Origin of the sequence: Ancylobacter sp. FA202 (genome assembly GCF_000380205.1) — a bacterium.
Classification (GTDB): domain Bacteria; phylum Pseudomonadota; class Alphaproteobacteria; order Rhizobiales; family Xanthobacteraceae; genus Ancylobacter.
In genome coordinates, this window is record NZ_KB904818.1 from 1,520,630 (window position 1) to 1,547,282 (window position 26,653).

Below are 26,653 nucleotides of genomic sequence, written 5' to 3' on the forward strand. Positions count from 1 at the left end.
GTGCGCGGCGACACCCGAATGTGACTGGTCGGGGCGCGGCTGCCGTCTTATTGCCTTGGGGGCGGACCGGCCGGCAGGCTTCGGTGATGGCTCCGCCCCGAGCCCCGCGACCGGCCCGCCTGTAACCGAGCGTCCGCGCCCAAGGACCCCCGCCCGACATGTTCGTGACCGCTATCGCCCCGCGCCTGCCTGCCCCCTCCGCCCGTGCGGCGGCGCTGGCGCTGCTCGCCCTCACCCTGGCGCTGCCGGGCACTGTCCGGGCAGAAGAGGCCCCGGCGGTAGAGAAGGCCGCGACGGTAAAGGCCGTCACCGCGCCGAAGGCGATGATCGAGCTTTTCACCAGCCAGGGTTGCTCCTCCTGCCCGCCCGCCGACCAGCTGATGGGCGAGCTCGCCGCCCGCTCCGACGTGATCGCGCTCACCCTGGCGGTGGACTATTGGGATTATCTCGGCTGGAAGGACACGCTCGCCAAGCACGGCCACTCGCTGCGCCAGAAGGCCTATGCCCATATGCGCGGCGACGGCAAGATGTTCACCCCGCAGGCGGTGGTCAATGGCCACGCCATGATGATCGGCTCGGACCGGGCGGCGCTGGAGCGCACGCTGGCCGCCACGGCCCCGCCGCCCGTGCCGATTTCGGTGGCGAGCGCCGGCGGCACGGTCAAGGTCCGTATCGCTGCCGTCCCCGGCGCGGCGAAGGGCGAGATCTGGCTCTGCCCGGTGGCGAGCCGGATGGATGTCGAGATCGGCCGCGGCGAGAATGAGGGCACCAAGGTCGCCTACCACAATGTAGTGCGCGGCTGGATCCGGCTCGGCAGCTGGGACGGAACCGAAGCGAGCTTCGAGACCAGGCTGCACCGCCAGCCGGGCGATGCCGTCGATGCGGTTGCGGTCTTCGTGCAGTCCGGCTCCTCCACCGAGCCGGGCGCAATACTCGGCGCCACACTGCAGCCGCTCGACTGACATCCCCGGCAACCGGATCACGCGCTCGTTAACCGAAAACACAAGGCTGCCCGATTTCGGCCGTTGCGACGCCCCTTGTGCCGGCCAATCTCCTCTTCATAGCGTTGGGCCGGTTCGCGAGTGCATCGGTTTCCCAGCCCCCCAGCCCCCCGCGGTGCTTGTGGACCGGCCTGACGTTATCTCTAGGTTCAATCCCCGAATTGCTCTTCAGGGCCGGCTCCATTGCCGGCCCTTTTTTGTGTCTGGCGGCCCCCTCCGCCTCCCCGCGCAGACCGCTCGCGGGCAGCCCGGCGCGAAAGCCGCTTGAAGCGGCACGCCGCCCGGTGGATCATGACGCCGACATGACATGCTTGAATCCGCAGGCCCGCACGCGGCGGGCCTCAGAGGCGGGAGGCGCCGCGTGGCGGAAATTGACCCCATAGCCTTGCCGGTCGGCGCCCGCTCCGACCGCGTCACCTTCGACCGGCGCGAACTCGACCGCATCCTCGATCTTTATGGCCGCATGGTCGCACAGGGCGAATGGCGCGATTACGCCATCGACTTCACCCGCGACAAGGCCATCTTCTCGATCTTCCGCCGCGCCACCGAGGTGCCGATCTATCGCATCGAGAAGGACCCGCGCCTCGCCCGCAAACAGGGCGCCTACACGGTGGTGTCGCAAACCGGCCTCATCCTCAAGCGCGGGCACGAGCTTGCGCGGGTGATCGCGGTGCTGGAAAAGCCGCTGCGCGCCGTCAACTGACAGCTGCCTTCATGTCGATTCGGAGATTTCCATGCGGAGCCTGACCGTCGCCGCCACCCAGATGCGCTGCGACTGGAATATCGAGGGCAATATCGCCCGTGCCGAAGCCCTCGTGCGCGAGGCGGCCGGGCGCGGCGCAAAGCTCATCCTGCTGCAGGAGCTTTTCGAGACCCCCTATTTCTGCCAGGACCAGCTGCACGAGTTCCTCGACCTCGCCAAGCCCTTTGAAGGCAACCGCCTGATCGCTCATTTCGCCCGGCTGGCGAAGGAGCTGGGCGTGGTGCTGCCCGTCTCTTTCTTCGAGCGCGCCGGGCAGGCCACCTTCAACAGCCTCGCCATGGTCGACGCCGATGGTGAGGTGCTTGGCCTCTACCGCAAGAGCCACATTCCGGACGGGCCGGGCTACACCGAGAAGTTCTATTTCTCTCCCGGCGACACCGGCTTCCGGGTGTGGGACACGGCGGTCGGGCGCATCGGGGTGGGCATCTGCTGGGACCAGTGGTTCCCGGAATGCGCGCGCACCATGGCGCTGCTCGGCGCCGAAGTGCTGCTCTACCCCACCGCCATCGGCTCCGAGCCGCATGATTCGGGCCTGGATTCCGCCGGCCACTGGCAGCGGGTGATGCAGGGCCATGCCGGCGCCAACCTCATGCCGCTCATCGCCTCCAACCGCATCGGCCGGGAAGAGGGCCGCAACGGCACATCGATCACCTTTTACGGTTCCTCCTTCATCGCCGGCCCCACCGGCGAGAAGGTCACTGAAGCCGGGCGTGACGACGAATCGGTGCTCACCGCAACCTTCGATCTCGACGGCATCGCCCGCCAGCGCCAGAGCTGGGGCGTGTTCCGCGACCGCCGGCCGGACCTCTATCGCCCCCTGCTCTCGCTCGACGGTCGGGCGCCGACCCGCACCTCCGCCAGCGACCGGAGCATCTGATGAGCGAAACCCTCACCACCCTTCCCGCCGCCGATGGCTTCCGCATGCCGGCCGAATGGGAGCCGCATGCCGGCACCTGGATGATTTGGCCGGAGCGGCCGGACAATTGGCGCGCCGATGCCGAGCCGGCGCAGGACGCTTTTGTGGCCGTGGCCAGCGCCATCGCCCGCTTCGAGCCCGTCACCATGCTGGCCAGCCCGCGCCAGTGGCGCCATGCCCGCGCCGCCCTGCCGCCTTCGGTGCGCGTGGTGGAGGCGACCTCCGATGATTCCTGGTGCCGCGACTGCGGCGCCACCTTCCTCACCGATTCGGCCGGCCGGCTGCGCGGCGTTGATTGGGGCTTCAATGCCTGGGGCGGGCTCTACAGCCCGTATGACCAGGACGAAGCGATCGCCGCCAAGATGCTGGAGATCGAGCGCGCGCCCCGCTACGCTGCGCCGATTGTTCTGGAAGGCGGCTCGATCCATGTCGATGGCGAGGGCACGGTGCTCACCACTGAGGAGTGCCTGCTCAACCCCAACCGCAACCCCGGCCTCTCGCGGGAGGAAATCGAGCAGCATCTGAAGGATTATCTCGGCGTCTCCAAGGTGCTGTGGCTCGGCGCCGGCCTCGTCGACGACGAAACCTCAGGCCATATCGACAATCTCGCCTGCTTCATCCGGCCCGGCGTGGTGGCGCTGACCGGTTGCGAGGACCCGCTCGACCCGCAATATCTCATCTCGAAGGATGCGCGCGAGCGCCTGTCGACGATGACCGACCCCCGGGGGCGCGCGCTTGAGATCGTCACCCTGCCGCTGCCCGGCCCGCTGTTTCGGACTGCTGAGGAAGCGCTCGACCTCGGCACCGAACCCGGCACCATGTCGCGGCGGCCGGGCGAGCGGCTCGGCGCCTCCTATGCCAATTTCTACCTCGGCAACGGCTTCGTGCTGATGCCGCTGCTCGACCCGGCGCAGGACGGCGCGGCGCGGGACATCCTCGCCCGCCTGTTCCCGGAACGCGAGGTGGTGGGCGTGCCAACGCATGAGGTCATCCTCGGCGGCGGCAACATCCACTGCATCACCCAGCAGCAACCGCTGGGCACGCCGGGCTGACGCTCAGGGTTTCACCAGCCCCAGCCGGATCAGGCTTTCCGCAGTGGCGAGGATCGCCTCCTCCGGCGCTCGGGGCGACCAGCCGAGCACGCGTCGGGCCTTTTCGTTGGCGGCGTTACGGCGGATGCCGAGGCGAGGCACCGCCATCCGCGCCATCGGCAAAGCGAGGGCGGCAAGGCGCACCATCACATCCGGCAGCTGGAAACGCGGCACACGCCGCGCCGCCGGGCCGAGCCCCGCGCGCAACACCTTCGCCATCTCGTGCAGTGATACCGCCGCGCCCGCCGTAGCAAGGAAGCGCTCGCCCGCCGCTTCCGGCGCCCTCATCGCCCTGAGATGCAGCTCGGCGACATCACGCACATCGACCAGGCCGAGATAGATGCGCGGGGTCGCCGGCATGGCGCCATCCAGCAGCGCCCGTATCAGATCCAGCGAGGCCGACATGTCAGGCCCCAACGCCGGGCCGAGCACCACCACCGGGTTCACGGTCGCCAGCTCCATGCCGGCGCCCCCGCCGGCGATGAAGTCCCACGCCGCCCGCTCCGCCAGTGTCTTGGAGCGCGTATAGGCGTCGACATCAGCGCCGTCAGGGTCGCTCCAGTCGCACTCGTCATAGGGGCCCGTGCGCGGCGCATGGCCATAGCCCACCGCCGCGAAGGACGAGGTGACGACCACCCGCCGCACGCCCGCCGCCCGCGCCGCCTTCAACACCCGCACCGTGCCCTCGCGCGCCACGGCGATCAGCGCGGCCTCATCATCCGCCACCAGGCCCGCCGGCACCGGCGAGGCCACATGCAGAGCATACTCGCAGCCCGCCATTGCCGCATCCCAGCCGCCATCGTCGAGCAGGTCGGCGCGGTGGAAGCTCAGCGCCGCCCCCGGCAGGGCGCCGCCCACCGCCAGACGGGCGCGCGTCTCGTCCTCGCGCGCCATGTCACGCAGCGTGGCGCGCACCTCATGGCCTGCGCGCAGCAAAGCGAGGATCACATAAGCGGCGATAAAGCCCGAGCCGCCAGTGACGAGAACACGCGCCATCACCGCTCCCCGTTCGCCGGCAAAGCCGCGCCCAGCATCTTGAGCGCGGCGCAGGCCGCGCCGAAGCCATTGTCGATGTTTACCGTCACCACGCCCGGCGCGCAGCTCGCCAGCGCCGAGGTGAGCGCGGCCCGGCCTCCCTCGGCGACGCCATAGCCGACCGATGTCGGCACCGCGATAACGGGCGCACTCACCAGCCCGCCGAGCACGCTGAACAGCGCGCCCTCCATCCCCGCCACCGCGATCACCACCCGGCAGGCGCGGATTTGCTCGATCCGTTCCATCAGGCGCCAGAGCCCGGCCACGCCGACATCGGCGACGAGGAGCGCCCCCTGCCCGTTGAAGGCGAGGGTTTGCATCGCCTCGCGCGCCACCGGCAGGTCCGAAGTGCCGGCCGCCACCACCGCCACATGGGCGTCCGCGAGCGCCACCTTCCCGCCCAGCACGGCAGTGCGCGCGAGCGGGTCATAGTCGAGCCCGGCGCGCGCCGCCGCGTCCAGCGCCGCGAAGGCAGCCGGCTCCAGGCGCGTCATCAAGAGCCGTGCCCCGCGCGCCCGGGCGGCGGCCAGAATCTCGGTGATCTGCGCCGGCGACTTGGCGCTGCACAGCACCGCCTCAGGCAGGCCGGTGCGCACCGCGCGGCTCCAGTCGAAGGTGAAATCCACGGCTCAGGCCCCCATGGCGGGTGCGCCGACGAACATCGCGCCCCGGCGATAGGCGCGGCTGCCGGCATAGATCCGCCCCGCCCCGGCGCACAGCCCCGCCATCAGCGCGTCCACCGCGCGCTCCATCCCCATCGCCTCGGGCCCCAGTTCCACCGCGACGCCTTCATGGGTGATGCGGCAGCGCAGCGTGCCGCCGCCGGTGAGGGCGGCGAGCTGGCGCTCGGCCCTCTCGACAAAGGAGAGATCGTCGGCGTCGATGGCAATGCCGGTCTCGACCCGGCTGGCGAGGCAGGGCTGCGCCGGCAGCTCGGCCACCACGCCGAGGCCGAGCGCGCGGGCGAGCGCGCGCACATCGGCCTTGGTCATCTCTGCCTCGATGAGCGGATGCACCACCCGCCGCTCGGCGGCGGCGATCAGGCCGGGACGGTAGTCGCCGAGATCGTCGAGATTGGCGCCTGACGCGATCGGCCATTCGGTCAGGCCGGCGATGCGGTCATAGAGATTGGTCTTGCAGAAATAGCAGCGGTCCACCGGGTTGTCGCGGTAGCGCGGATCATCGAACTCGCCGGTCCCGGTGACGGTCAGCGCCCAGCCCTGCGCCGCCGCCAGCTCTCGCACCCGCGCCGTCGCTTCCGACGGCACAGCGGGGGAAACGGCATGAATCACGCTGAGCGGCAGGCCATGGGCGTGCGCGAAGCTGGCCAGAGTGAGCGAATCGACGCCGCCGCTCACCGCCACGGCCAGTGCGGGAAACCGGTCCAGCACGCGCGCAAGCCGAAGGGCGGGCGGCGTATGAAGCTGCGCCTCACGCATCGCCACACTCCGCGTCGCCGCGCTCCGCCCGCTGCTTCAGCGCCCGCCGCGCCGCCAGCGTATCGCCGGTGAGCGCATCGCTCTCCGCCTTCACCGTGGCGCCGCCCGGGCGCGCCGCACGCTTCACCGCCACCCCCGCGCTCTCGCCCGCCGTGCGCTTCAGTGTCAAACGCCGCTCCTCGCGCAGCCGCACCCCCAGCGTCGAAGTCTGGGCGAAGCAGGCCCGCGCCACCGCGTCTATGCAGTCCGGCCGCACCAGCAGCCGCAGCGCCACCACCGGCCGCCCCTTCTTGCCGAAGCGATGACTGAGGCTGACATCGAGCACGCCCGGCTCGGCCCTCAACCGCTCGGTGGCGGTGCCAATCTCCTCGCCGGTCATGTCGTCGATCTCGCATTCGATCACCGCCACCACATCGCCGCTCAGCACCTCAGCTTCCGCCAGCGTCTCCTCGAACACCAGCGCCCGCAGCATATTGGGCATGCCGGGCAGGTCGCGCGTGCCCGCCCCGGTGCCGGAGACCACCAGCCGCCCGCCGGCCGGGCGCCCGCAGCGCGCCAGATGTTTGAGGATCGCCGCGCCGGTCGGGGTCACGCGCTCGCCGGCAATGCCATCGTCGCGCCAGTCGAAGTCGGCAAGAAGGGCGGCGGTCGCCGGCGCCGGCACCGGCAGCAGCCCGTGCTGGGTCTTGACCAGCCCGCCGCCCAGCGGCAGGGGGGATACGGTCCACTCCGCCCCTTCCAGCGCGGCGGCAAGGCTGCCGGCGGCGACCACGTCGAGCAGCGAATCCCAGTCGGCGATTTCGTGGAAATGCACCTCCTCCACCGGCACGCGATGGATGGCGGCCTCCGCCTCGGCGAGAAGGGCGAGGATCGCCACCGCATGGCCCGCCGTCCCCGCGCTCAGCGAGGCGGCCTCGATGCGGTCCACCATGTCGCGATAGGAGCCGGCGTGGGGGTGGGAGTGAGCGTGGGGGTGGGGCGCGTGCGCGTGTTCACACCCCCCCTCACCCCCGGGCTCGACCCGGGGAACCAGCGCTTCCACGAGAACCGCAGCCGAAGTCTGGGTGGCCGGGTCAAGCCCGGCCATGCAGGCGGAAGGAGGGTGAGCGTTGTGGGTGTGAGAATGGGCGTGGTGGACGTGTTCATGCCCTCCCTCATCCCCATCACGGCCCTCATCTCCGGGCTCGGCCCGGGGACCCAGCCCCTCCGCCCGAACTCCCGTGGATGCCTGGGTGGCCGGGTCAAGCCCGGTCCTGAGGAAGCGGGCCGCGTCGGCAGGGTGCGTGTGGGAATGCGCGTGAGCGTGAGAATGGGCGTCCTCACCCTCCAGCCCGAAGCGGCGCACGGCGATGCCCCCGCTCAACCCCTCGCGCAGCACGGGCGTGCCCGCTCCTTCCGGCAGCACGGCACGGGCATCCGCCAGCACGCGGGGGGTGAGGTCCGGAAAGGCGTCCAGCAGCGCCGCGACGAACATGTCGCCGGCAACGCCGCCCACCGCGTCGAGATGGATGCGCCTCACGCCGCCGCCTGTCGGTCGCGGCACACCGGGATCACATAGGGTCCCTCGGGAATGATGGCGAGCGCGTTGTCGCCGGAACGCTGCAGGCTGGCCGCGATCGCCTCATTGATGTCGGCGACGATCTCCACCGCAGTGATGCGCCGCTCCTCCTCGGTCAGCCCCGTGGTGTGGAGTTGGATGCGCCCGACCCGCATGGGCTTCAGCTGCATCTCGGTTTGCCATTCGTCGACATCGGCCAGAGTCTTGGCGGTGAGCGTGGCGAGGAACCGCTCCGGCCCCAGTTCCACCAGCCGCTCCTGCGCGGCGCGGAACTCCTCGCTGCCAAAGCCTTCCGAACATTCCGAGGCGATGATCAGCGTGCCGCCGGGCTCCAGAATGTCGAGCGGCGTCACCATGCCCTTCACCGTCTGATAATAGGTCTTGTCGAGTGGATAGCCGGCTGAAGATGTCACCACCGTGTGGTAGCGGCGCGGCGCCTCGATGACGGTCGAGCTCTCCACGAACGCCACGGCGGCGAGATGGCTGGCGATGATCTCGCCGAAGGACACGAAGACCAGGTCGCGCGCCTCGTCCAGCACCGTGTTCAGCGCGTAGACATCGCCAAGCTTGCGCACGATCTCCAATTGCTCCTCGTGCAGTGGGTTGCCGACAAGGTTGCACTGCACCGCCAGCGGGTCTTCCATGAAGCGGGCGGAATGGAAGGTGCGGATGGTCTGGTGCCCGGCGACTCCAGGCGCCACCACTTTGCGCCCGCCCGACCAGCCGGCCATGAAATGCGGCTCGACCAGCCCGGTGGCGATGCGCAGATCGGCTTGCGCAAAGCGGCGGTCAATGAAGACAGGCGTTCCGCGCGTCGACGTGGCCCCGAGATCGACATGGGCGGCCTCGTCGCGGGCGAAGTGGTTCTCCACCCGCACCGTCTCCAGCACCCAGGGGTCGCCGACCAGTTCCGCCAGCTCCGCGCCCTCATTCGGCCGGTGCAGGCCGGTGGCGACAAGCACGGTGATGGCATCGGCAGGAATGCCGGCAGCGATCAGTGTTTCGATCATCGGCCGCAGGAAAAGCCGGTTCGGCACCGGGCGGGTGATGTCACAGATGAGGATGCAGGCGCTCTTGCGGCCCTTGGCGAGTTCGGCGAGCGGCGCCGAATCGACGGGATGCTCGAAGGCGTGGCGGATGGCGGCCACATTGTCCGGCAGCTTGGGCAGTTCCGCCTTGCGCAGCACGGTCGGCTTGGCCCCCGGCGGCAAGGTGAGGTGCAGCGCACCGCGACCGAAGGCGAGTTCGAGACCCGTGTGAGACATGGCCGCTCCTTGAGGTTGTCCGCCGCAGGAGGCTCACCCTCCCGGTCGGTCGAGGGGGAGGATATCCCGCTGGAGGCCGGTCTTAAACCGGCAAGCCGACAACAAAAAGCCGCGCGACGGGTCAGGCGGGCTTCCGCCGAAGCCTGATCCGCGCTCTGCCGGCATCCCGAAGGGCTGGCGCCGCGCGCGTGCCCGATCAAACCACCGTGACCGACGGCGCCCCCTCCACCGCCCGCCCGATGATGGCGGCGCGGGAGGAACCGGCGGCGCGGATTTCGCCCAGCACCCGCTCGGCCGCCTCGGGCGCCACCGCCACCAAGAGCCCGCCGGAGGTTTGCGGGTCGGTGAGAAGGTGGCGCTCCGCTTCCGCGATTCCCTCGGGTAGCCGCACGCCCTCGCCATAGCTCGCCCAGTTGCGGTGCGAGGCGCCGGTGATGAAGCCCGCCTGCGCCAGCGCGCGCGCCTCGGTGAGCAGCGGCAGCGCGCCCGCCTCGATTTCCAGCGCAAGGCCCGAGCCCCGCGCCACCTCCAACCCGTGGCCGAGGATGCCGAAGCCGGTGACATCGGTCACCGCGTGCACGGCCGCGTCCCGGCCGAGCGCGGTGCCGATGCGGTTGAGCGTCGTCATTGCGGCGATCATCTCGTTATAGGCGGATGACGAGAGCTTCTCCTTCTTGAACGCCGCGGAATAGACCCCCACCCCCAGCGCCTTGGTCAGGATCAGCACGTCGCCGGCGAAGGCGGTGCTGTTCTTGCGGATCTGCTCCGGCCGCGCCGTGCCGATCACCGCGAGGCCGTAGATCGGCTCCGGCGCATCGATGGAATGGCCGCCCGCCACGGGAATGCCGGCCTCGGCGGCGATGGCGGCGCCACCTTTCAGAATCTCGCGCACCATCGCCGGCTCCAGCTTGCCGAGCGGCATGCCGAGAATGGCCAGCGCCAGCAGCGGCTTGCCGCCCATGGCGTAGACGTCGGAAATGGCGTTGGTGGCGGCGATGCGGCCGAACTCATAGGGGTCGTCCACCATCGGCATGAAGAAATCGGTGGTGGCGATCAGGCAGGTGTCGTCGTCGAGAAGGTAGACCGCCGCGTCGTCGCCGGTCTCGGTGCCGACCAGCAGCCGGGTGAAGCCGGCGCTGGAAGGCTGCTCGGCCAGCAATTCGCGCAGCACCGAGGGCGCCAGCTTGCAGCCGCACCCGCCGCCATGGGCGAGGCTGGTGAGGCGGAACGGAGCGACGGTGGCAGGGGTGTCGAGCATTGACGTCTTCCTTTTGGCACACACGGGCGCGGCGATCGTCTGCGTCCTTCGAGCCCGGCTTTGCCGGGCGCCTCAGGATGACGGCAGCCCCAGACGCCCGTCATGCTGAGGAGCGGGGCAGCGCCCCGCGGCGTCGAGCATGCAGGCCCCCTCACGCCGCCACTTCATTCGCCTTGATCACATAGGCGAAGGCGTCGGGGTCGAGGCAGTCATGGCGCAGGCTCGCCACCTCCGCCTGCGGGTACATGAGGAAGCCGAGCTTCGGCCCGGCGGAGCCCGGCAGGGCGATATCGTGGCCGTCATTATAGGCGAGCCAATTGCCCTCCCAGGAGCCGAACAGCGCCTTGCGCGCCGCCAGCACCTTGGCGTCGTCCATGGCATTCTTGCCCGGCGGCTCCTCCAGCACGACCTTGCGCACATCGGCCGGATCGGTGGCGACCCAGCCGAAGCCGTCGAGCCACACTTCGGCGCGGCAGTGCTGCGCCTTGGAGATGGTCGGCGAATTGGCGCCGAGACTTTTATAGCCGAAGGCGGAAGGCGCCACGCGGATGCCGTACAGGTCGCGGGCGGGGATGCCGGCGGCGCGGTTGAGGCCGACGAACAAGGCGTTGAGGTCGGCGCATTTGCCGCCGAGATTGCCGCTCGCCAGCAGCGAGCCGACATCGCCGGTGCCGCAGCCGCGCGTCGCCGCGTTGCGATAGGTGTTCTCGACCACCCATTCATAGATGGCGCGCGACTTGTCGAGGTCGCTCGCCTTGCCGGCGGTGATCTTGTCGGCGGTCGCCTTGACGATGCCGTCGGTGGGAATGAGGTCGGTAGCGGCCAGGAACAGCGCCCGCTCATCCTGCGTGAGCGCGGCCACTGTGCCGGGCTTGGAGAAATCGGTGGCGCGGTCACGGGTGGAGAAGCGCGAGGTGATCTCGACCGTGGGCTTCTCTTCGCCCTCGGCCCAGGTCAGGTGCAGCATCTGCGCGCCATAATGCGGGTCCTTCACCACTTCGGCGGTGGCGGCGTTGGTCTTCCAGGTGCTTTCGCCCGGCTTCATCCAGTCGGAGGCGGTGTAGGAAGGCAGCGGCACCCAGGCCTGAGCCGGGCCGGCCTTACTCTCCACCGGCTTCACATCGAGCACCGTTACCACCTCGAAGTCGCGCCATTTGCCGGGTTTCGGGGCGAAGGCGGCGGCCGCCGCCGGGCCTGCGGCCTGGGCGAAGGCGGCGTGCGGGACGGCGGCAACGGCGGCGAGGGCGACGCCGGCTTTGAGGAACTCACGACGGCTGTTCTGGGCAGGGCTTGTCATGGCGCATTCTCCCGGGTCGGTTGATCGTCGTTGAGGGGCGGCAGCCCCGCGCCGAGGGGCGCGGCGGCGGGATCGGCGAGCGTGTCGAGCAAGCGGTCGGCGGCCGGGTCGTCCCAGTCGACCGGGCCATCGGCGTAAAGGCGCAGCACGTGCGAGGCGTCGAGCACGAAGCTCGCCGGCAGGGTGGGAACTTTCCACGCCTTCAGCGCGACGCGGTCCTCGTCCAGCAGCACGGGGAAGGGCACAGGATGGGCCTCGAAGAAGCGGCGCACCCGCACCCGCACCTCGCCGACATCGACGGCGAGAACGGCGAGCGGCCCCTCGCTTTGTCGCGCGGCGAGCCGCGCCAGCCCCGCCATCTCCTCCCGGCAGGGCGCGCACCAGGTCGCGAAGAAGTGAACGAGCACCGGGCGCCCGTGCAGCGTGGCAAGGTCCTGTGGGCCGTGATCAAGCGAATCCAGCACCAGCGCCGGCGGCGCGGCACCCAGCGGCAGTGGCGCGGCGGCATGAACCGGCTGCGCCCCGCCAAGCGTCAGTGACGCAAGGGAAGCAACAGTAACCAGCAAGAAGTGGTTCTTTCCGCCCCGACACGCGGGAGCCGCAGATGCGAGCACGCCGTGATGCTGCGCCGGGGTTGCAAAATCGTCAATTGGGCGATCGGGAAAAACCATCGATGCTGCGCCGCAGCATTGCAAGATCGCACGGCAACATTCTTAAAGTCCTGCACTTAAAGGGATTTTTCTTATCGCCCGGTGTCTGTGTCTGTTTGACTTTGGAGGAACTAAAAAATAGCCTGTGATCGGCAAAGCCTATCGGTCGATGGGCTTTATTTGGAGACTACGGGAGGGCCACGATGAATATGGAGCTCTCGCGCCGTACGTTCCTCAAGACGTCGGGCGCCGGCATTGCCGGCACCACGTTGGGTGCCTTCGGCTTCAGCGAGGCGGAGGCGGCCGTCGCCGCTGCCGTGAAGCCGTTCCACCTGGTGAACACCACGGAAGCGCGAAACACCTGCACCTACTGCTCGGTCGCCTGCGGCATCATCATCTATTCCAAGGGTGATCTGCGAAAGGGCGAGAAGGCCGACATCGTCCATATCGAGGGCGACGCCGACCACCCGACCAATCGCGGCACGCTCTGCCCCAAGGGCTCGGCGCTGCGCGACATCGTGAAGTCGCAGACCCGGCTGACCCAGCCGATGCTGCGCAAGGCCGGCTCGGACAAATTCGAGGCCGTCTCCTGGGATGTGGCGCTCGACAAGATCGCCCGCGCCATGAAGGACGACCGCGACGCCAATTTCGTCGCCACCAATGCCGACGGCGTGACGGTCAATCGCTGGCTCACCACCGGCTTCCTCGCGGCCTCCGCGACGACAAATGAAACCGCGTTCGCGACCTACAAGGTCGTGCGCTCGACCGGCATACTAGCGTTCGATAACCAAGCGCGCGTCTGACACGGCCCGACGGTGGCGAGTCTCGCCCCAACATTTGGCCGTGGCGCTATGACCAACGCCTGGACGGACATCAAGAATACCGACCTTGTGGTCATTATGGGCGGCAATGCCGCCGAAGCGCATCCCTGTGGATTCAAATGGGTCACGGAGGCGAAAGCCACCCGCGGCGCCAAGCTCATCGTCGTTGACCCACGCTACAACCGCTCGGCGGCAGTGGCGGATTTCTACGCGCCGATCCGGCAGGGGTCGGACATCGCCTTCCTGATGGGCTTGATCAATTACTGCATCAGCCATGACAAGGTGCAGTGGGACTATGTGAAGCCCTTCACCAACGCCACCTTCGTGGTGCGCGAGGGCTATGCCTATCAGGACGGCCTGTTCACCGGCTATGACGAGAGCAAGCGCGATTACGTCAGAGACACCTGGGAGTACGAGATCGGCCCGGACGGCTATGCCGTGGTCGACGAGACGCTGCAGAATCCGCGCTGCGTGTGGAACCTGCTGAAAGAGCACGTCGCCATCTACATGCCCGACATGGTCGAGCGCATCTGCGGCACGCCGAAGGACGCCTTCCTCAAGGTGGCCGAGATGGTGGGCGAATGCTCGACCCCGACCAAGACCATGACGAGCATGTATGCGCTCGGCTGGACCCAGCATTCCAAGGGCGCGCAGAATATTCGCGGCATGGCGATGCTCCAGCTCATCCTGGGCAATATCGGCGTGCGCGGCGGGGGCATGAACGCCCTGCGCGGGCATTCCAACATCCAGGGGCTGACCGATCTCGGGCTGATGAGCAATCTCATCCCCGGCTATCTCAACATCCCCACCCAGAAGGAGCCCGACTTCACCACCTATATGTCGACGCGCGCCTTCAAGCCGCTGCGGCCAAACCAGACCAGCTACTGGCAGAACTACCGCAAGTTCTTCGTCAGCTTCATGAAGTCAATGTACGGCTCCGCTGCCACCAAGGAGAACGACTGGGCCTACAGCTACCTGCCCAAGCTCGATGTCGCCAGTTACGACGTGCTGCGCGTCTTTGAGATGATGAAGCAGGGCAAGGTGAACCTCTATTTCTGCCAGGGGTTCAACCCGCTTCAGGCATTCCCGGACAAGGGAAAGCTCGCCGCCGGCCTCGCCAAGCTGAAGATGCTGGTCATCATGGACCCGCTGCAGACCGAGACCGCCCGCTTCTGGGAAGACCACGGCACCTTCAACAAGGTGAACCCGGCCGATATCCAGACCGAGGTGATCCAGCTTCCCACCACCTGCTTTGCCGAGGATGAGGGATCGCTGGTCAATTCCGGCCGCTGGCTGCAATGGCACTGGCCGGGCGGCTCGCCTCCGGGCGAGGCCAAGACCGACATCTGGATCATGGCGCAGATCCATCTGCGGCTGAAGGAGCTCTACAAGAAGGAAGGCGGCACCTTCCCCGACCCGATCGTCAATCTCAACTGGTCCTACAAGGACCCGGGCGAGCCGACGCCGGAAGAGCTGGCACGGGAGATGAACGGCTCGGTGCTGGTCGATGTCTTCGACCCAGCCGACCCGACGAAGAAGGTGCTGGAAGCCGGCAAACAACTGTCCGGCTTCGGCCAGATGCGCGACGATGGCACCACGGCCGGCGGCTGCTGGATTTTCTCCGGCTGCTGGACCGAGGCCGGCAACATGATGGCGCGGCGGGACAATTCCGACCCCGGCGACGCCGGCATGTTCCTCAAATGGTCGTTCGCCTGGCCGGCGAACCGGCGCATTCTCTACAACCGCGCCTCCTGCGACCTCGACGGCAAGCCGTGGGACCCCTCGCGCAAGCTGATCGAATGGGACGGCACGAAATGGACCGGCTACGACGTGCCGGACATTCCGCCCACCGCCAAGCCCAGGGATGTCGGTCCCTTCATCATGAACCCCGAGGGCACGTCCCGCCTGTGGGTGCGCAAGATGATGCGGGACGGGCCCTTCCCGGTGCATTACGAGCCGTTCGAGAGCCCGGTCGCCAATGTCATCGCGCCGAAGGTGCGGGGCAACCCGGTGGCGCGCGTCTTCCCCGACGACTGGAAGACCTTCGCCGATATCGGCGATCCGGCTTATCCCTATGCCGGCACTTCCTACCGTCTCACCGAGCATTTCCACTACTGGACCAAGAACAACCATGTGAATTCGGTCCTGCAGCCGGAACAGTTCGTCGAGATTTCCGAGGAACTGGCGAAGGAGAAGGGCATCGCGCTCGGCGGCTGGGTGCGGGTGTGGTCGAAGCGCGGCGAGCTCTACGCCAAGGCGGTCGTCACCAAGCGCATCAAGCCGATGACGATCGACGGCAAGACCGTCCACATCGTCGGCGTGCCGATCCACTGGGGCTTCGTCGGCGCCGCCCGCAAGGGCTTCACCGCCAACACGCTGACCCCCTTCGTGGGCGACGCGAACATCGAGACCCCGGAGTTCAAGGCGTTCATGGTCAACATCGAGCCCTCCACCGGGCCGGTGGTGGCATAGGGAGGCGGCAGCATGTTCCCACCCATCCCCAACCCCTCGGTCGCCTCCGACGCCGCCACGCCGCGCTTCGGCGAGAAGGACATTCTCCGCCGCAGCGCCTCCGAGGTCACGCCGCCCGCCCAGCGGCTGACCGAGGTTGCCAAGCTGATCGACGTCTCCAAATGCATCGGCTGCAAGGCCTGCCAGGCCGCGTGCCTGGAATGGAACAACCTCACCGAGGAGATCGGCTTCAATCACGGGGTCTACACCAACCCCATGGACCTGACGCCGGACACCTTTACGCTGATGCGCTTCACCGAATGGGTGAATCCCGAGACCGAGAATCTCGAATGGCTCATCCGCAAGGATGGCTGCATGCATTGCGAAGACCCGGGCTGCCTCAAGGCCTGCCCGGCCCCCGGCGCCATCGTGCAGTATTCCAACGGCATCGTGGACTTCCAGCACGACAACTGCATTGGCTGCGGCTACTGCATCAAGGGCTGCCCGTTCAACATCCCGCGCATCTCCAAGGTCGACCACACCGCCTATAAATGCACGCTCTGCTCCGACCGTGTCGCGGTGGGCCAGGGCCCGGCCTGCCAGAAGGCATGCCCGACCCAGGCCATCGTCTTCGGCACCAAGGACGAGATGAAGGACTGGGCCGAGCTGCGCATCACCGACCTCAAGTCGCGCGGCTTCGCCAATGCCGGGCTCTATGACCCGCCGGGCGTTGGCGGCACCCACGTGATGTATGTGCTGCACCATGCCGACACGCCGTCGATCTATGCCGGCCTGCCGGACAATCCGCGCATCTCGCCGCTCGTCGACGCCTGGAAGGGCGTGACCAAATATGTCGGCCTGGCGGTGATGGGCTTCGCCGCCGCCGCCGGCTTCCTGCACTATGTCGTCGCCGGCCCGAACAAGGTCTCGGAGGAGGACGAGGAGAACGCCGAGCGGCTCGCCGATGGCACCCCGCCGCCGGCGCCGCCCGCCGGCCTGCAAGAGGGGAGGACGCCATGAGCGCCGGAAACCTCAAGTCCCGTCACCAACAACCTACCCCCGACGATGTGGAACCGGGCGATTCCGTTCGCCCGGGCCACCCGGTGCAGGTGTCGCGCTACACGGTCGCCGCGCGCATCAACCACTGGGTCACGGCGCTGAGCCTCATCCTGCTGGCGCTGTCGGGCATGGCGCTGTTCACGCCGAGCCTGTTCTTCCTCACCGGCCTGTTCGGCGGCGGGCAGTGGACGCGGGCGCTGCATCCCTGGATCGGCGTGGTGCTGTTCTTCTCCTTCGCCGGGCTGTTCCTGCGCTTCTGGAAGGCGAACCTGCCCGCACGGGAAGACGGCACCTGGCTCGCCCGTATCAGCGATGTGCTGCGCGGGCGGGAGGAGAGGCTGCCGGAAATCGGCAAGTACAATGCCGGCCAGAAGTTCGTGTTCTGGGGCATGTCGGGCCTCATCATCGTGCTGATCGCCAGCGGCATCGCGATGTGGGACCAGTATTTCTACGCCTTCACCAGCATCGAGCAGAAGCGCGTCGCCGTCCTTGTCCATGCGGTGGCGGCGGTCTGCATCATCTGCGTGTGGATCATCCACGTCTATGCCGCCATCTGGGTCAAGGGCACCATCGGCGCGATGACGCGCGGCAAGGTGACGGGCGGCTGGGCGTGGCGGCACCACCGCAAATGGCTGCGCGAGCTCGTCGGCACGCGGCCGGGCAAGCGCCCGCCGACGCCGGCAGAGTAAGGACGGGCGACAGGACGGCGCGCGGCGGGCGACGTGCCGTTGCCGTCATCCCGGAAGGGCCGCAGGCCTGTCCGGGATCGCGCACCACGACGAAATGCCGATCCCGGCCCTTGCGCGCGCCGCGCCTGGCCGTGATGACGTGCCTGAGCCAAGGGCCGACCCCGTGCGACGTCATCCTGAGGTGCGAGCGCAGCGTGCCCCGAAGGATGTTGAAGCAGAAGGATGCCCGTAACATGCCAGCTTCGAGGCCCGCCTTTGGCGGCACCTCAGGATGACGTCGCGTGGGGTCGGCCAAGAAAACGAACCCTGGTCCGCCAGAGACGGATGCCAGGGTTCAACGTGCCTTCCTGTCTGGAACACGTGGCCCGTGCGGTTCGTGAGGTGATGATGTCGCAGGATCTCCAGCCCGATCCCACCGTGATCGGTGCCGTCTCCGCCCCGCCTTTCGCGGTCCTGCCTGATCCCGCGCGCCTGTTCGGCGTGCGGGCGAAGCGACTGCGCATCTATGCGGCGGTCAGCCCGCTCAAGCCCTATCTCGATTTCGTCGCCGGCCTCATCGAGGCGCAGCACGCCATCGTCCCCGGCCTGCCGCCGGTGGCGCCGCCCGACCCGGAAGCGCTGGAGCGCGCCCGCGCCTTCGAGATGCCGGCGCTGGACCGCGCCACGACCCTGCTCGACGACACGCTGGAGGCAACGCTCGACCAGTTGTTCGACGCCGCCGCCGGCGTGAAGATGCCGGAGGAGGCCGGCGCCGCCCTCACCCGCGTCCGCCTCGCCGATGGCCCGGTGCGGGCGCAGATGGTGCGCGATGTGCTGGCTCATGACCTGCCGGTGGAGCGGCTGGCCGAGCATGTCTATGTCGCGAGCGCCCTGCAGGTGCATTTCGCCCGCCGCGCCGCCGCGCTGGACGCAGCGAGGCTGGTGCCGGTGGGCGATGGGGTGTGCCCCGCCTGCGGCGGCCCGCCGGTGGCCTCGCTCATCGTTGAATGGCCGAACGCCCATGGCAACCGCTTCTGCGCCTGCTCGCTCTGCTCCACGCTTTGGAACTATGTCCGCATCCGCTGCTGCGCCTGCGGCACCACCAAGGGCATCGGTTATCAGGAAATCGAGGGCAGCCCCGGCACGGTGAAGGCGGAAACCTGCGACGAGTGCCACACCTATGTGAAGGTGATGTACCAGAACAAGGATGTCACCATCGAGCCGGTGGCCGACGATATCGGCACGCTGGCGCTCGATCTGATGATGCGGCAGGGGCCGTATCGCCGCGCCGCCTTCAACCCGTTCCTGCTCGGCTATTGAGGGCGCGGCCATGGATGCGCCCTCCCGCCCCGCCGCCCCCTCCCCGCGCGACCTGCCCTCGGTCGACCGCGTGCTCGCCACGCCCACGGGCCAGGAAGCCGTGGAAGCGTTCGGCCGCGCGCCCACGACGTCAGCCATCCGCGCCGCGCTGGAGGAGGTGCGCGCCTGCCTCCTGGCGGGCAAGCTCGCCGCCCTGCCGGCGCCCGATCATGTGGCGCTCGCCGCCACCGACGCGCTGGACAAGGGCGCCCGCTCCCGCCTGCGCCCGGTGTTCAACCTCACCGGCACGGTGCTGCACACCAATCTCGGCCGCGCGGTTCTGGCGGAAGAGGCAGTGGAAGCCGCCACGAGCGCCATGCGCGCCGCCGTGGCGCTGGAATATAACCTCGCCACCGGCAAGCGCGGCGAGCGCGACGACCATGTGCGCGATCTGCTGATCGAGCTGACGGGGGCGGAAGACGCCACCGTCGTCAACAACAACGCCGCCGCCGTGCTGCTGGTGCTCAACACGCTCGGCCTCGGGCGCGAGGCCATCGTCTCGCGCGGCGAGCTGATCGAAATCGGCGGCGCCTTCCGCATGCCGGACATCATGGCCCGCGCCGGGGTGAGGCTGGTCGAGATCGGCACCACCAACCGCACCCATCCGAAGGATTACGCCGGGGCGCTCAATGACGCGACCGGGCTGGTGCTGAAGGTGCACACTTCCAATTACCGCATCGAGGGCTTTACCAAGGAGGTGCCGGCGCGCGAACTGGCGGAGATCGCCCGCGCCAAGGGTGTGCCGCTGGTCAACGATCTCGGCTCCGGCACGCTGTTCGATCTCGCCCGGATCGGCCTCGCCCATGAGCCGACCGTGCGCGAGGCAGTGGCGGAAGGGGCGGATATCGTCACCTTCTCCGGCGACAAGCTGCTCGGCGGGCCGCAGACCGGCTTCATCGTCGGCCGTGCCGACCTCATAGCCGCCATCAACAAGAACCCGATGAAGCGGGCGCTGCGCGTCGACAAGATCCGCCTCGCCGCGCTGGAAGCGACGCTCCGGCTCTATTGCGACCCGGACAGGCTGGCCGCCCGGCTGCCGACCCTGCGCCTGCTGGCGCGCACGCGCGCCGACATCGCCGTCCGTGCCCATGAACTGGCCGAGCCGCTCGCCGCCGCCTTGGGCGAGGATTTCGACATCGAGATCGTCGATTGCGTCAGCCAGATCGGCTCCGGCGCGCTGCCGCTGGAAACCCTGCCGAGCGCCGGCTTCGCCATCCGCCCGGCGGCGGAAGCCTCGGGGGGGAGACTGAACGGGCTGGCCGCCGCACTGCGCGCGCTGCCCGTCCCGGTCATCGGCCGCATCAGCGAGGGCGCCCTGATCCTCGACCTGCGCTGCCTGGAGGACGAGCAGGGCTTTCTGGAGAGCCTCGGCCACATCGGGGGGCCGGGATGATCATCGGCACCGCCGGCCATATCGACCATGGCAAGACCGCGCTGGTCGGCGCACTCACCGGCGTCGATACCGACCGGCTGAAGGAGGAGAAGGCGCGCGGCATCTCCATCGATCTCGGCTTCGCCTATCTCCCCACCGAGGCCGGCACGCTTGGCTTCATCGACGTGCCCGGCCATGAGAAGTTCATCCACACCATGCTGGCGGGGGCGAGCGGCATCGATTTCGCCCTGCTCATCGTCGCCGCCGACGACGGGGTGATGCCGCAGACAAGCGAGCATCTCGCCCTCATCGACCTGCTCGGCATTTCGCGCGGGCTGGTCGCGCTGACCAAGGCCGATCTCGCCGATGAGGCCCGCCTTGCCGAGGTGAGGGGCGAGATCGCCGCGCTGCTGGAGGGCACGGCGCTTGCGGACGCGCCCATCCTGCCCGTCTCGGCGCTTACCGGTGCGGGGGTGCAGGCGCTGCGCGCCCACCTCATCGAGGCCGCCCGCGCCTTCGCCGCCCGCCCGGCGCTGGGCCGCTTCCGCCTCGCGGTGGACCGCAGCTTCACGATTTCCGGCGCCGGCACGGTGGTGACAGGCACCGTGCTCTCCGGCCGGGTGCGGGTGGGCGATCCGCTCATGGTCAGCCCCGACGGACGGCCCGCTCGCCTGCGGTCGCTGCACGCGCAGAACCGCAAGTCGGAGGAAGGCCGCGCCGGTGACCGCTGCGCGCTGAACCTCGCCGGCGAAGCCATCACCGCCGAGGCGATACGGCGCGGCGACATGGTGCTCGACCCGACACTGCACGCCCCGACCGAGCGGATCGACGCCACACTCACCGTGCTGGCGGGCGAGGCCAAACCGCTCGGCGCGTGGTTTCCGGTGCGCTTTCACCACGGCGCCAGCGAGGTCGGCGCCCGGCTCGTGCCGCTCTCGGACGAGACGCTGGCCCCCGGAACCACAGGCCTCGTGCAGATCGTGCTGGAGCGCCCGATCGCCGCCGCCGTGGGCGACCGCTATGTCATCCGCGACACCTCGGCCCAGCGCAGCCTCGGTGGCGGAAGGCTGATCGATCTGCGCGCCCCTGCCCGCCGCCGCCGCACCCCCGAACGCCTCGCCCAGCTCGGCGCCCTCACCGAGAGCGCCCCGGATGCGGCGGTGTCCGGGCTGCTGGCGGTCGCGCCCTGGCATCTCGACCTCACCGCCTTCGCCCGCGACCGGGCGCTAGCGGCGGAGGCCCCGGCGGAGATCGCCGCCCGCCTCGGCCTGGTGACTTTCGCCGTCGGCGGCACCCTCACCGCGCTGGCCCCGGAGCGTTGGGTGCTCTATGGCGAGGCGCTGCGGGCCGAACTCGCCCGCTTCCACGAGGCCAATCCCGACCTGCCGGGCATGGGGGCGGAGAAGCTGCGCCTCGCGCTCACCCCCCGCCTGGCCAAGCCGGTCTTCACCGAGGCGTCGCGCCGCCTGGCGGAGGACGGCGCGCTGGTGCTGGAAGGCGCCTGGGTGCGGCTGCCGGCTCATGAGGTGCGCCTCACCGCCAGGGACGAGCGCCTGTGGGAAGACCTCGCGCCCCTGCTCGCCGGTCCCGCCCGCTTCCGTCCCCCGCGCGTGCGCGACCTCGCGGCGCTGACCGGCGAGGCGGAGAGCGAGATCCGCCGGCTGATGAAGCTGCTCGCCCGCATGGGCCGGGTGGACGAGGTGGCGCATGACCATTTCTTCCTGCGCCCTACGCTGGCCGAGATGGTGGCGATGGCGCGCGCGCTTTCCGCCGCCGCGCCGGGGCGGGACTTTCCCGCCAGCGCTTTCCGCGACCGCATCGAGGCCCGCGGCCACGCGGTCGGGCGGAAGGTGGCGATCCAGATCCTGGAATTTCTTGACCGCCACGGCGTGACCCTGCGGCGCGGCGACCTGCGCCGGATCAACCGCCACCGGCTGGACCTGTTCGGCGCGATCGACGACACTGCGGTCGAGCAAGGCATTGCCGCCCCCGCGGGCGCGGACACAGTTTCTGGAAGAGCGTTACCTCCGGTGAGGTATCCGGACTTCAAATCCGGAAGGGGCCGCGAGCCGGTCCCTGGTGGGTTCGACTCCCACTCTCTTCCGCCATCCCCTTCGCCCACCGGCCCCGGTCAGGGCCGGTAGCGCCGGCGCTCACCCCATCGCCGCCGCCGGCGCGCCGGCAAGCTCGGCCTCTTCCGCCTCCAGCGCCGCGCGCTGGCGCGCCGCCGCCGCCGCGTCCGAACGGCGCTTGTAGATCTCATAGGCGATGGCGCCGATCACCGTCACCGCGACGATCACCACCGCCAGTGCCGAGATCGCCGGGGTCGAGCCCTGCCGCACCCGCCCGGCCAGCACCGTGGTCAGTGTCTTGTCGGAGAGGATGGCGAAGGTGGTGGTGTTGTAGTTCTCGAAGGAGGAGAGGAAGGCCAGCACCGCCGCCGAGGCCAGCGCCGGCTTGAGGAAGGGCAGCAGGATGTGGCGGAACACCTGGGGGTAGCTGGCGCCAAGGTCGAGCGCCGCCTCTTCCTGCGAGCGGTCGAAGCGCTGCAGCCGGGCGAGGATGATCAGCATGCAATAGGCGGAGATGAAGCTCGCCTGCCCCAGCACGGTCAGCACAACGCCGTCATAAAGAAAGCGCGTGCCGGTCTGGCCGGTGAACTGGCGCCAGAACACCACGGTGGAAATGCCGATGATGATGCCGGGGGTCAGCACTGGCGAGACCACGACGAGATAATAGAGCGAGCGCACGCGCGGCTGGATCTGCGTCATGATGATGGCGCCCGCCAGCCCAATCGGCACGGAGATGCACACCACCAGGAGCCCGATCCACAGGCTCATCTTCAGGCCGGTCATCATGTCCTGGTCGGCGAACAGCGCCGAAAACCAGTCGAGCGTCACCCCTTCGATCGGCCAGACCTGCGGATATTGCGGGGTGTTGAAGGCGGAAACCGCCATCACCGCCAGCGGGCCGAGCAGATAGAGGAAGAACACCACAGTGTAGAGCGCGAACATCACCCGCTGGAACGGACCCGGATTCATCGCGTGATTTCTCCAAGGCTGAGCCTGAACGCCTTGAGCACCACCAGCACGAAGATGATGCAGCTCACCAGCAGGATGAAGGCATAGGCCGCCCCCTGCGGCCAGTTGAAGGCCTGGTAGAAGCGGTCATAGACGATGGGGGTGAACCACAGCGTGCGCGGCCCGCCCAGCACCAGCGGCGCCGCCAGCGCGCCGGCGGTGAGCATGAACACCAGCGTGCAGCCCGAGGCGATGCCCGGCTTGGCATGCGGCAGCACGATGAAGGCATGGATGTGCCACCAGGGCGCGCCAAGGTCCCGCGCCGCTTCCACCTGATTCTTGTCGAGGCTCTCAATGGCGTTGTAGAGCGGAAAAATCATCATCAGGAGATAGGCGTAGGACAGGCCCATATAGAGGCCGACATCGGCGCCGAGGAAGTCGATCGGCTCACTAGTAAGCCCGCTTCCCATCAGCATCTGGTTGATGATGCCCCCCGAGGAGAGCAGCACCCGGAAGGCGAAGGCGCGCAGAATCTCGTTCACCCAATAGGGCAGGATCAGCAGCAGAAGCAGCACCCGCAGCCGCGCCGCCGTGGCCGATTGCGCCATGTGGAAGGCGAGCGGGTAACAGATGGCGAAATTGATCAGGGTGATGATGATGCTCACCCCGATGGTGAGGAAGAAGGCCTTGATGTGCAGCCAGTTCCATTCGGCGGTAGAGGTGGTGGAGCCGAACAGGAAGTAGCGGTAATTCTCCAGCGTGTAGAGGTCCTTCGGCCCGCCCATCTGCGAGGGCGGCAGCTTCGGGCGGAACGACATGTCCACCATGGCAAGCTGCGGCAGAAGGATGATGAAGAAGGCCCAGAAACCAACCGCGAGCACGAGATAAAGCCCGATGGCGAGCCCGTTGCGCTGGAAGAAGCCGCCCCCGTTCGCCACGCCGGTGCGCCGCTCATAGGCGGCGAGCGCGAAGAAGAACACGACCACCGCCAGCGGCAGGCCGAAGACGAAGGCGAGGCTGCCGCTCATCTCAGTGCCTTTCCGGCCGGGCCAGCAGCAGCGCGTCTTCCGGGCGGAAGCCGATGCGCAGCGTCTCGCCCGGGGTGGGCAGGGCGGCAAGCGCGCTGGCACCAAGGCTCGCCATCACCTTCTGCCCCGTCCGCACCCGCAGCGTCACATGGGTTACGCTGCCCTCATAGGCGACATCGAGCGTCTCGCCCTCGAAGCCGGCCGTGGTGCCATTGGCGCGCAGCTGCATCACCTCCGGCCGCACGAACAGCAGCGCTTCCTGCCCGACGTCGAGCGCCACCGGGTTGCGGCCGGCAAGCGTGCCGAGAGGGGTCTCCAGCGTCGCCATGGCGCCGTCGCGGGCGGTGATGCGGCCGCGAATCTGGTTGTTCTCGCCGACGAAGGAGGCGACGAAGGGCGTGCGCGGCTCGGCATAGACAGCGCGGCCGTCACCCACCTGCTCGATCACCCCGGCATTCATGACCGCGATGCGGTCCGACATGGTCAGGGCTTCGCCCTGGTCATGGGTGATGTAGATGAAGGTGATGCCGACCCGCTTCTGGATGGCCCGCAGCTCCGAGCGCATGTGCTGACGCAGCTTGAGATCGAGCGCGGAGAGCGGCTCGTCCAGCAGCAGCACAGAGGGTTCGACGGCAAGAGCCCGGGCAATCGCCACGCGCTGCTTCTGGCCGCCGGACAGCTCGGACACCTTCTTGTGGCCATGCTCGGCGAGCGCCACCTGGATCAGCAGGTTCTTCACCTTCTCGTCGCGCTCATGCCGGGGCACGCCGCGCACCCGCAGGCCATAGCCGATATTCTCGGCCACCGTCATCATCGGGAACAGCGCGAGATTCTGGAAGATCAGCGCGGTGGGCCGCTTGTTGGGGCCGATGCCCTTCATGTCGGCGCCGCCGATCCGCACCTGTCCGCGCGTCGGCTCGATAAAGCCGGAAATGGTGCGCAGCAGCGTGGTCTTGCCGCAGCCGGACGGCCCGAGAAAGGAGAAGAACTCGCCCGGCTCGATGGTGAGATTGGCCTCCTTCACGGCGACGAAATCGCCAAAGGTGACATTGACGCCCTCAAGCTCGACGGCAGCGGCCATGCGTATTTCCGTTCAGTTGGTTGCCGTCATCCCGGAAGCCGCACCGGCGGCGATCCGGAGGGGGTGACGGGCGGGGAGCGTGCAGCGGGCAGCCCACGCGCGTTGACCAAAAACGCCGTCGTGCCCGGGCTTGGCCCGGGCATCCACGCCTTCGTTCGCGCCTACCCGATGGAAATTCGTGGAGGACCGGGCCAAGCCCGGTCCTGACGGAATTAAGCCGGCAAACGCCTCACGCCGCCTTGAACTTCTCGGCATACTGGGTGCGCAGCTCGGCATACCACGACGGCTCCGGCGGGCGGCTCCAGAGGTTGTCCAGCGCGTTGCCGGGATAGGCTTCGGCGAAGTTCTTCTTGGCGACTTCCGAGAGGAACTTGTCGGCGCCCTTCACCACGGGGTTGTAGCCCGAGCCATTGGCGACCATGGCCGAGATCTCGGGCGTGTGGATGAAGTTGATGAACTCATAGGCCTGGGCGGTGTTCTTCGCCGCCTTGGTCATCGACCAGCCGTCGATCCAGGTGATGGCGCCTTCCTGCGGCGCCATATAGGCGATCGGCTTGCCGTCCTTCTTCAGCGACAGCGGCGGGCCGTCCCAGGTCTGGCCGATGACGCAGCCATTTTCCATGAAGCCGGACTTGGTGTTGTCAGCGGAATCCCAGAACTGCTTGACCTGCGCCTTGTTGGCGACGGCGAATTCGAGGATCGGGTCGTAGATCTTCTTCATCGTCGCCTCGTCCTTGAAGGCGTCGAGCATGCGGTTGGAGGGCAGCTTGCCGGTCTTGTCCCACCACAGGCCAATGCCGAGCAGCAGCGAGTGCGGGCGGCCCTGCATCTTGCCCTTGAATTCGGGGCTCCACAGCGTGCCGTAGCTCAGCGTCGGGTATTCCAGCTTCGCGAGGTCGGTGCGCCAGGCGATCGCTTCCGAGCCCCAGCAATGGGGCACATGGTACAGCCCGCCATCCCAGGTCCACACGCTGGTGGAGCCTTCCAGCATCGCCGGCAGCACCTGGTCGAGCTTCAGCTTGGAGAGGTCGTAGGGGGCGAGCACGTCCAGCTCGCGGAACTGGGGCGCGCGGTCGCGGGTGGGGGCGCACAGGTCGAAGCCGTCGCCCTCGGTGGCCTGCAGCTTGTTGATCTGCTCCTCGTTCTGCGAGAACGGGGTGGAGTTGACCTTGATGCCGGTCTTCTTGGTGAATTCCGGGATCACCGGGTCGGGCAGTTCGTCGGCCCAGTTGAGCAGGTTCAGCTCGCCGGAGGAGGAGAAGGCGTCGCGCACGAGATAGGGGCCGGCGGCGGTCATGGCGCCGGCCGCGAGCGCGCCCTTGAACAGCACCCGGCGGGTGAAGCTGCGGGCGGCGAGCAGCGTCTCGATCGAGGAATTGGTGGGCTCGGTCTTCTTCGTCACGGCGTTCCCCTCGGAATGGCGATGGATCGCCGTCAGGGGAGCACGAAGCATGCCAGCGCCGCGCCCGCCGGTGCTGCGTTGCACAATCGCGACGGCCCGCTTGTCGAAACCCGACATGC

The 26,653-nt window shown here is 68.5% G+C and carries 22 protein-coding genes, 1 tRNA gene and 1 pseudogene; 12 read left to right on the forward strand and 12 right to left on the reverse strand.

Annotation, left to right across the window (positions count from 1 at the left end):
* The first annotated feature begins 158 nt into the window (after window positions 1–158).
* From A3M1_RS0106900 to aguA, 4 genes are all read left to right on the forward strand, one after another.
* Complete coding sequence (locus A3M1_RS0106900; RefSeq protein WP_018388224.1) at window positions 159–962, forward strand: thioredoxin family protein; 804 nt, start codon at window positions 159–161, stop codon at window positions 960–962.
* Window positions 963–1,308: 346 nt separating this feature from the next.
* Window positions 1,309–1,704, forward strand: a complete 396-nt coding sequence (locus A3M1_RS0106905; protein WP_371258738.1) for a DUF2794 domain-containing protein — start codon at window positions 1,309–1,311, stop codon at window positions 1,702–1,704.
* A gap of 31 nt (window positions 1,705–1,735) precedes the next feature.
* Window positions 1,736–2,641, forward strand: a complete 906-nt coding sequence (aguB, locus tag A3M1_RS0106910; protein WP_018388226.1) for an N-carbamoylputrescine amidase — start codon at window positions 1,736–1,738, stop codon at window positions 2,639–2,641.
* Window positions 2,641–3,732: an agmatine deiminase gene (gene aguA, locus A3M1_RS0106915; protein WP_018388227.1), complete on the forward strand. Its 1,092-nt coding sequence runs from the start codon at window positions 2,641–2,643 to the stop codon at window positions 3,730–3,732. The genes aguB and aguA overlap by 1 nt, the downstream gene beginning before the upstream one ends.
* Window positions 3,733–3,735: 3 nt before the next feature.
* On the opposite strand, the gene A3M1_RS0106920 is transcribed toward aguA, so the two are convergent.
* From A3M1_RS0106920 to A3M1_RS0106960, 8 genes are all read right to left on the reverse strand, one after another.
* On the reverse strand, window positions 3,736–4,767 hold the full coding sequence (locus A3M1_RS0106920) for an aldehyde reductase (protein ID WP_018388228.1): 1,032 nt from the start codon (window positions 4,765–4,767) through the stop codon (window positions 3,736–3,738).
* Window positions 4,767–5,432, reverse strand: a complete 666-nt coding sequence (larB, locus tag A3M1_RS0106925; RefSeq protein ID WP_018388229.1) for a nickel pincer cofactor biosynthesis protein LarB — start codon at window positions 5,430–5,432, stop codon at window positions 4,767–4,769. Before larB ends, A3M1_RS0106920 begins: the two co-directional genes overlap by 1 nt.
* A gap of 3 nt (window positions 5,433–5,435) precedes the next feature.
* Entirely contained in the window at window positions 5,436–6,245 is an 810-nt protein-coding gene (locus A3M1_RS0106930; protein WP_018388230.1) for a hypothetical protein, read from the reverse strand.
* The gene (gene larC / locus A3M1_RS25815; protein WP_156029657.1) at window positions 6,238–7,764 is read right to left on the reverse strand and encodes a LarC family nickel insertion protein; all 1,527 of its coding nucleotides are present in this window, start codon (window positions 7,762–7,764) and stop codon (window positions 6,238–6,240) included. The genes A3M1_RS0106930 and larC overlap by 8 nt, the downstream gene beginning before the upstream one ends.
* Window positions 7,761–9,068, reverse strand: a complete 1,308-nt coding sequence (gene larA, locus A3M1_RS0106945; protein WP_018388233.1) for a nickel-dependent lactate racemase — start codon at window positions 9,066–9,068, stop codon at window positions 7,761–7,763. Before larA ends, larC begins: the two co-directional genes overlap by 4 nt.
* A 196-nt stretch (window positions 9,069–9,264) precedes the next feature.
* Window positions 9,265–10,326, reverse strand: a complete 1,062-nt coding sequence (gene selD, locus A3M1_RS0106950) for a selenide, water dikinase SelD (protein WP_018388234.1) — start codon at window positions 10,324–10,326, stop codon at window positions 9,265–9,267.
* A gap of 151 nt (window positions 10,327–10,477) precedes the next feature.
* Window positions 10,478–11,623, reverse strand: coding sequence for a transglutaminase-like domain-containing protein (locus A3M1_RS0106955; protein WP_018388235.1), 1,146 nt, complete (start codon window positions 11,621–11,623; stop codon window positions 10,478–10,480).
* The gene (locus tag A3M1_RS0106960; protein WP_018388236.1) at window positions 11,620–12,189 is read right to left on the reverse strand and encodes a TlpA disulfide reductase family protein; all 570 of its coding nucleotides are present in this window, start codon (window positions 12,187–12,189) and stop codon (window positions 11,620–11,622) included. The genes A3M1_RS0106955 and A3M1_RS0106960 overlap by 4 nt, the downstream gene beginning before the upstream one ends.
* A gap of 38 nt (window positions 12,190–12,227) precedes the next feature.
* On the opposite strand from A3M1_RS0106960, the gene A3M1_RS26415 reads away from it, so the two are divergent.
* The 8 genes and pseudogenes from A3M1_RS26415 to A3M1_RS0107005 all read left to right on the forward strand — a co-directional run bounded on the left by A3M1_RS26415 (window position 12,228) and on the right by A3M1_RS0107005 (window position 22,111).
* Window positions 12,228–12,422, forward strand: coding sequence for a hypothetical protein (locus tag A3M1_RS26415; RefSeq protein WP_156029655.1), 195 nt, complete (start codon window positions 12,228–12,230; stop codon window positions 12,420–12,422).
* Between the two features lie 54 nt (window positions 12,423–12,476).
* On the forward strand, window positions 12,477–15,566 hold the full coding sequence (gene fdnG, locus A3M1_RS0106970) for a formate dehydrogenase-N subunit alpha (protein ID WP_081620358.1): 3,090 nt from the start codon (window positions 12,477–12,479) through the stop codon (window positions 15,564–15,566).
* 12 nt (window positions 15,567–15,578) lie between these two features.
* Window positions 15,579–16,565: a formate dehydrogenase subunit beta gene (fdxH, locus tag A3M1_RS0106975; protein ID WP_018388239.1), complete on the forward strand. Its 987-nt coding sequence runs from the start codon at window positions 15,579–15,581 to the stop codon at window positions 16,563–16,565.
* Entirely contained in the window at window positions 16,562–17,293 is a 732-nt protein-coding gene (locus tag A3M1_RS0106980; protein WP_051087027.1) for a formate dehydrogenase subunit gamma, read from the forward strand. Before fdxH ends, A3M1_RS0106980 begins: the two co-directional genes overlap by 4 nt.
* A gap of 384 nt (window positions 17,294–17,677) precedes the next feature.
* Entirely contained in the window at window positions 17,678–18,592 is a 915-nt protein-coding gene (gene fdhE, locus A3M1_RS0106985) for a formate dehydrogenase accessory protein FdhE (protein WP_018388241.1), read from the forward strand.
* Between the two features lie 10 nt (window positions 18,593–18,602).
* The gene (gene selA, locus A3M1_RS0106990) at window positions 18,603–20,024 is read left to right on the forward strand and encodes an L-seryl-tRNA(Sec) selenium transferase (RefSeq protein ID WP_018388242.1); all 1,422 of its coding nucleotides are present in this window, start codon (window positions 18,603–18,605) and stop codon (window positions 20,022–20,024) included.
* Window positions 20,021–21,871: pseudogene (gene selB, locus A3M1_RS25820) on the forward strand (selenocysteine-specific translation elongation factor); the annotation flags it as partial. The gene selA and the pseudogene selB, both read left to right, overlap by 4 nt.
* 144 nt (window positions 21,872–22,015) lie before the next feature.
* Window positions 22,016–22,111, forward strand: a tRNA-Sec gene (locus tag A3M1_RS0107005).
* Window positions 22,112–22,156: 45 nt separating this feature from the next.
* Here A3M1_RS0107005 and A3M1_RS0107010 read toward each other — a convergent pair.
* The 4 genes from A3M1_RS0107010 to A3M1_RS0107025 all read right to left on the reverse strand — a co-directional run bounded on the left by A3M1_RS0107010 (window position 22,157) and on the right by A3M1_RS0107025 (window position 26,534).
* Window positions 22,157–23,044 carry an ABC transporter permease gene (locus A3M1_RS0107010; RefSeq protein ID WP_018388243.1) on the reverse strand — a complete coding sequence of 296 codons (888 nt, stop codon included), beginning with the start codon at window positions 23,042–23,044 and terminating at the stop codon, window positions 22,157–22,159.
* Window positions 23,041–24,051 (reverse strand): ABC transporter permease, encoded by a 1,011-nt coding sequence (locus tag A3M1_RS0107015; RefSeq protein ID WP_018388244.1) that lies wholly within the window; start codon window positions 24,049–24,051, stop codon window positions 23,041–23,043. Before A3M1_RS0107015 ends, A3M1_RS0107010 begins: the two co-directional genes overlap by 4 nt.
* Before the next feature lies 1 nt (window position 24,052).
* Window positions 24,053–25,132 carry an ABC transporter ATP-binding protein gene (locus A3M1_RS0107020; protein WP_018388245.1) on the reverse strand — a complete coding sequence of 360 codons (1,080 nt, stop codon included), beginning with the start codon at window positions 25,130–25,132 and terminating at the stop codon, window positions 24,053–24,055.
* 229 nt (window positions 25,133–25,361) lie between these two features.
* A complete protein-coding gene (locus A3M1_RS0107025; protein ID WP_245261600.1) occupies window positions 25,362–26,534 on the reverse strand; it encodes an extracellular solute-binding protein in 1,173 nt (390 codons plus the stop codon).
* Window positions 26,535–26,653 lie beyond the last annotated feature (119 nt).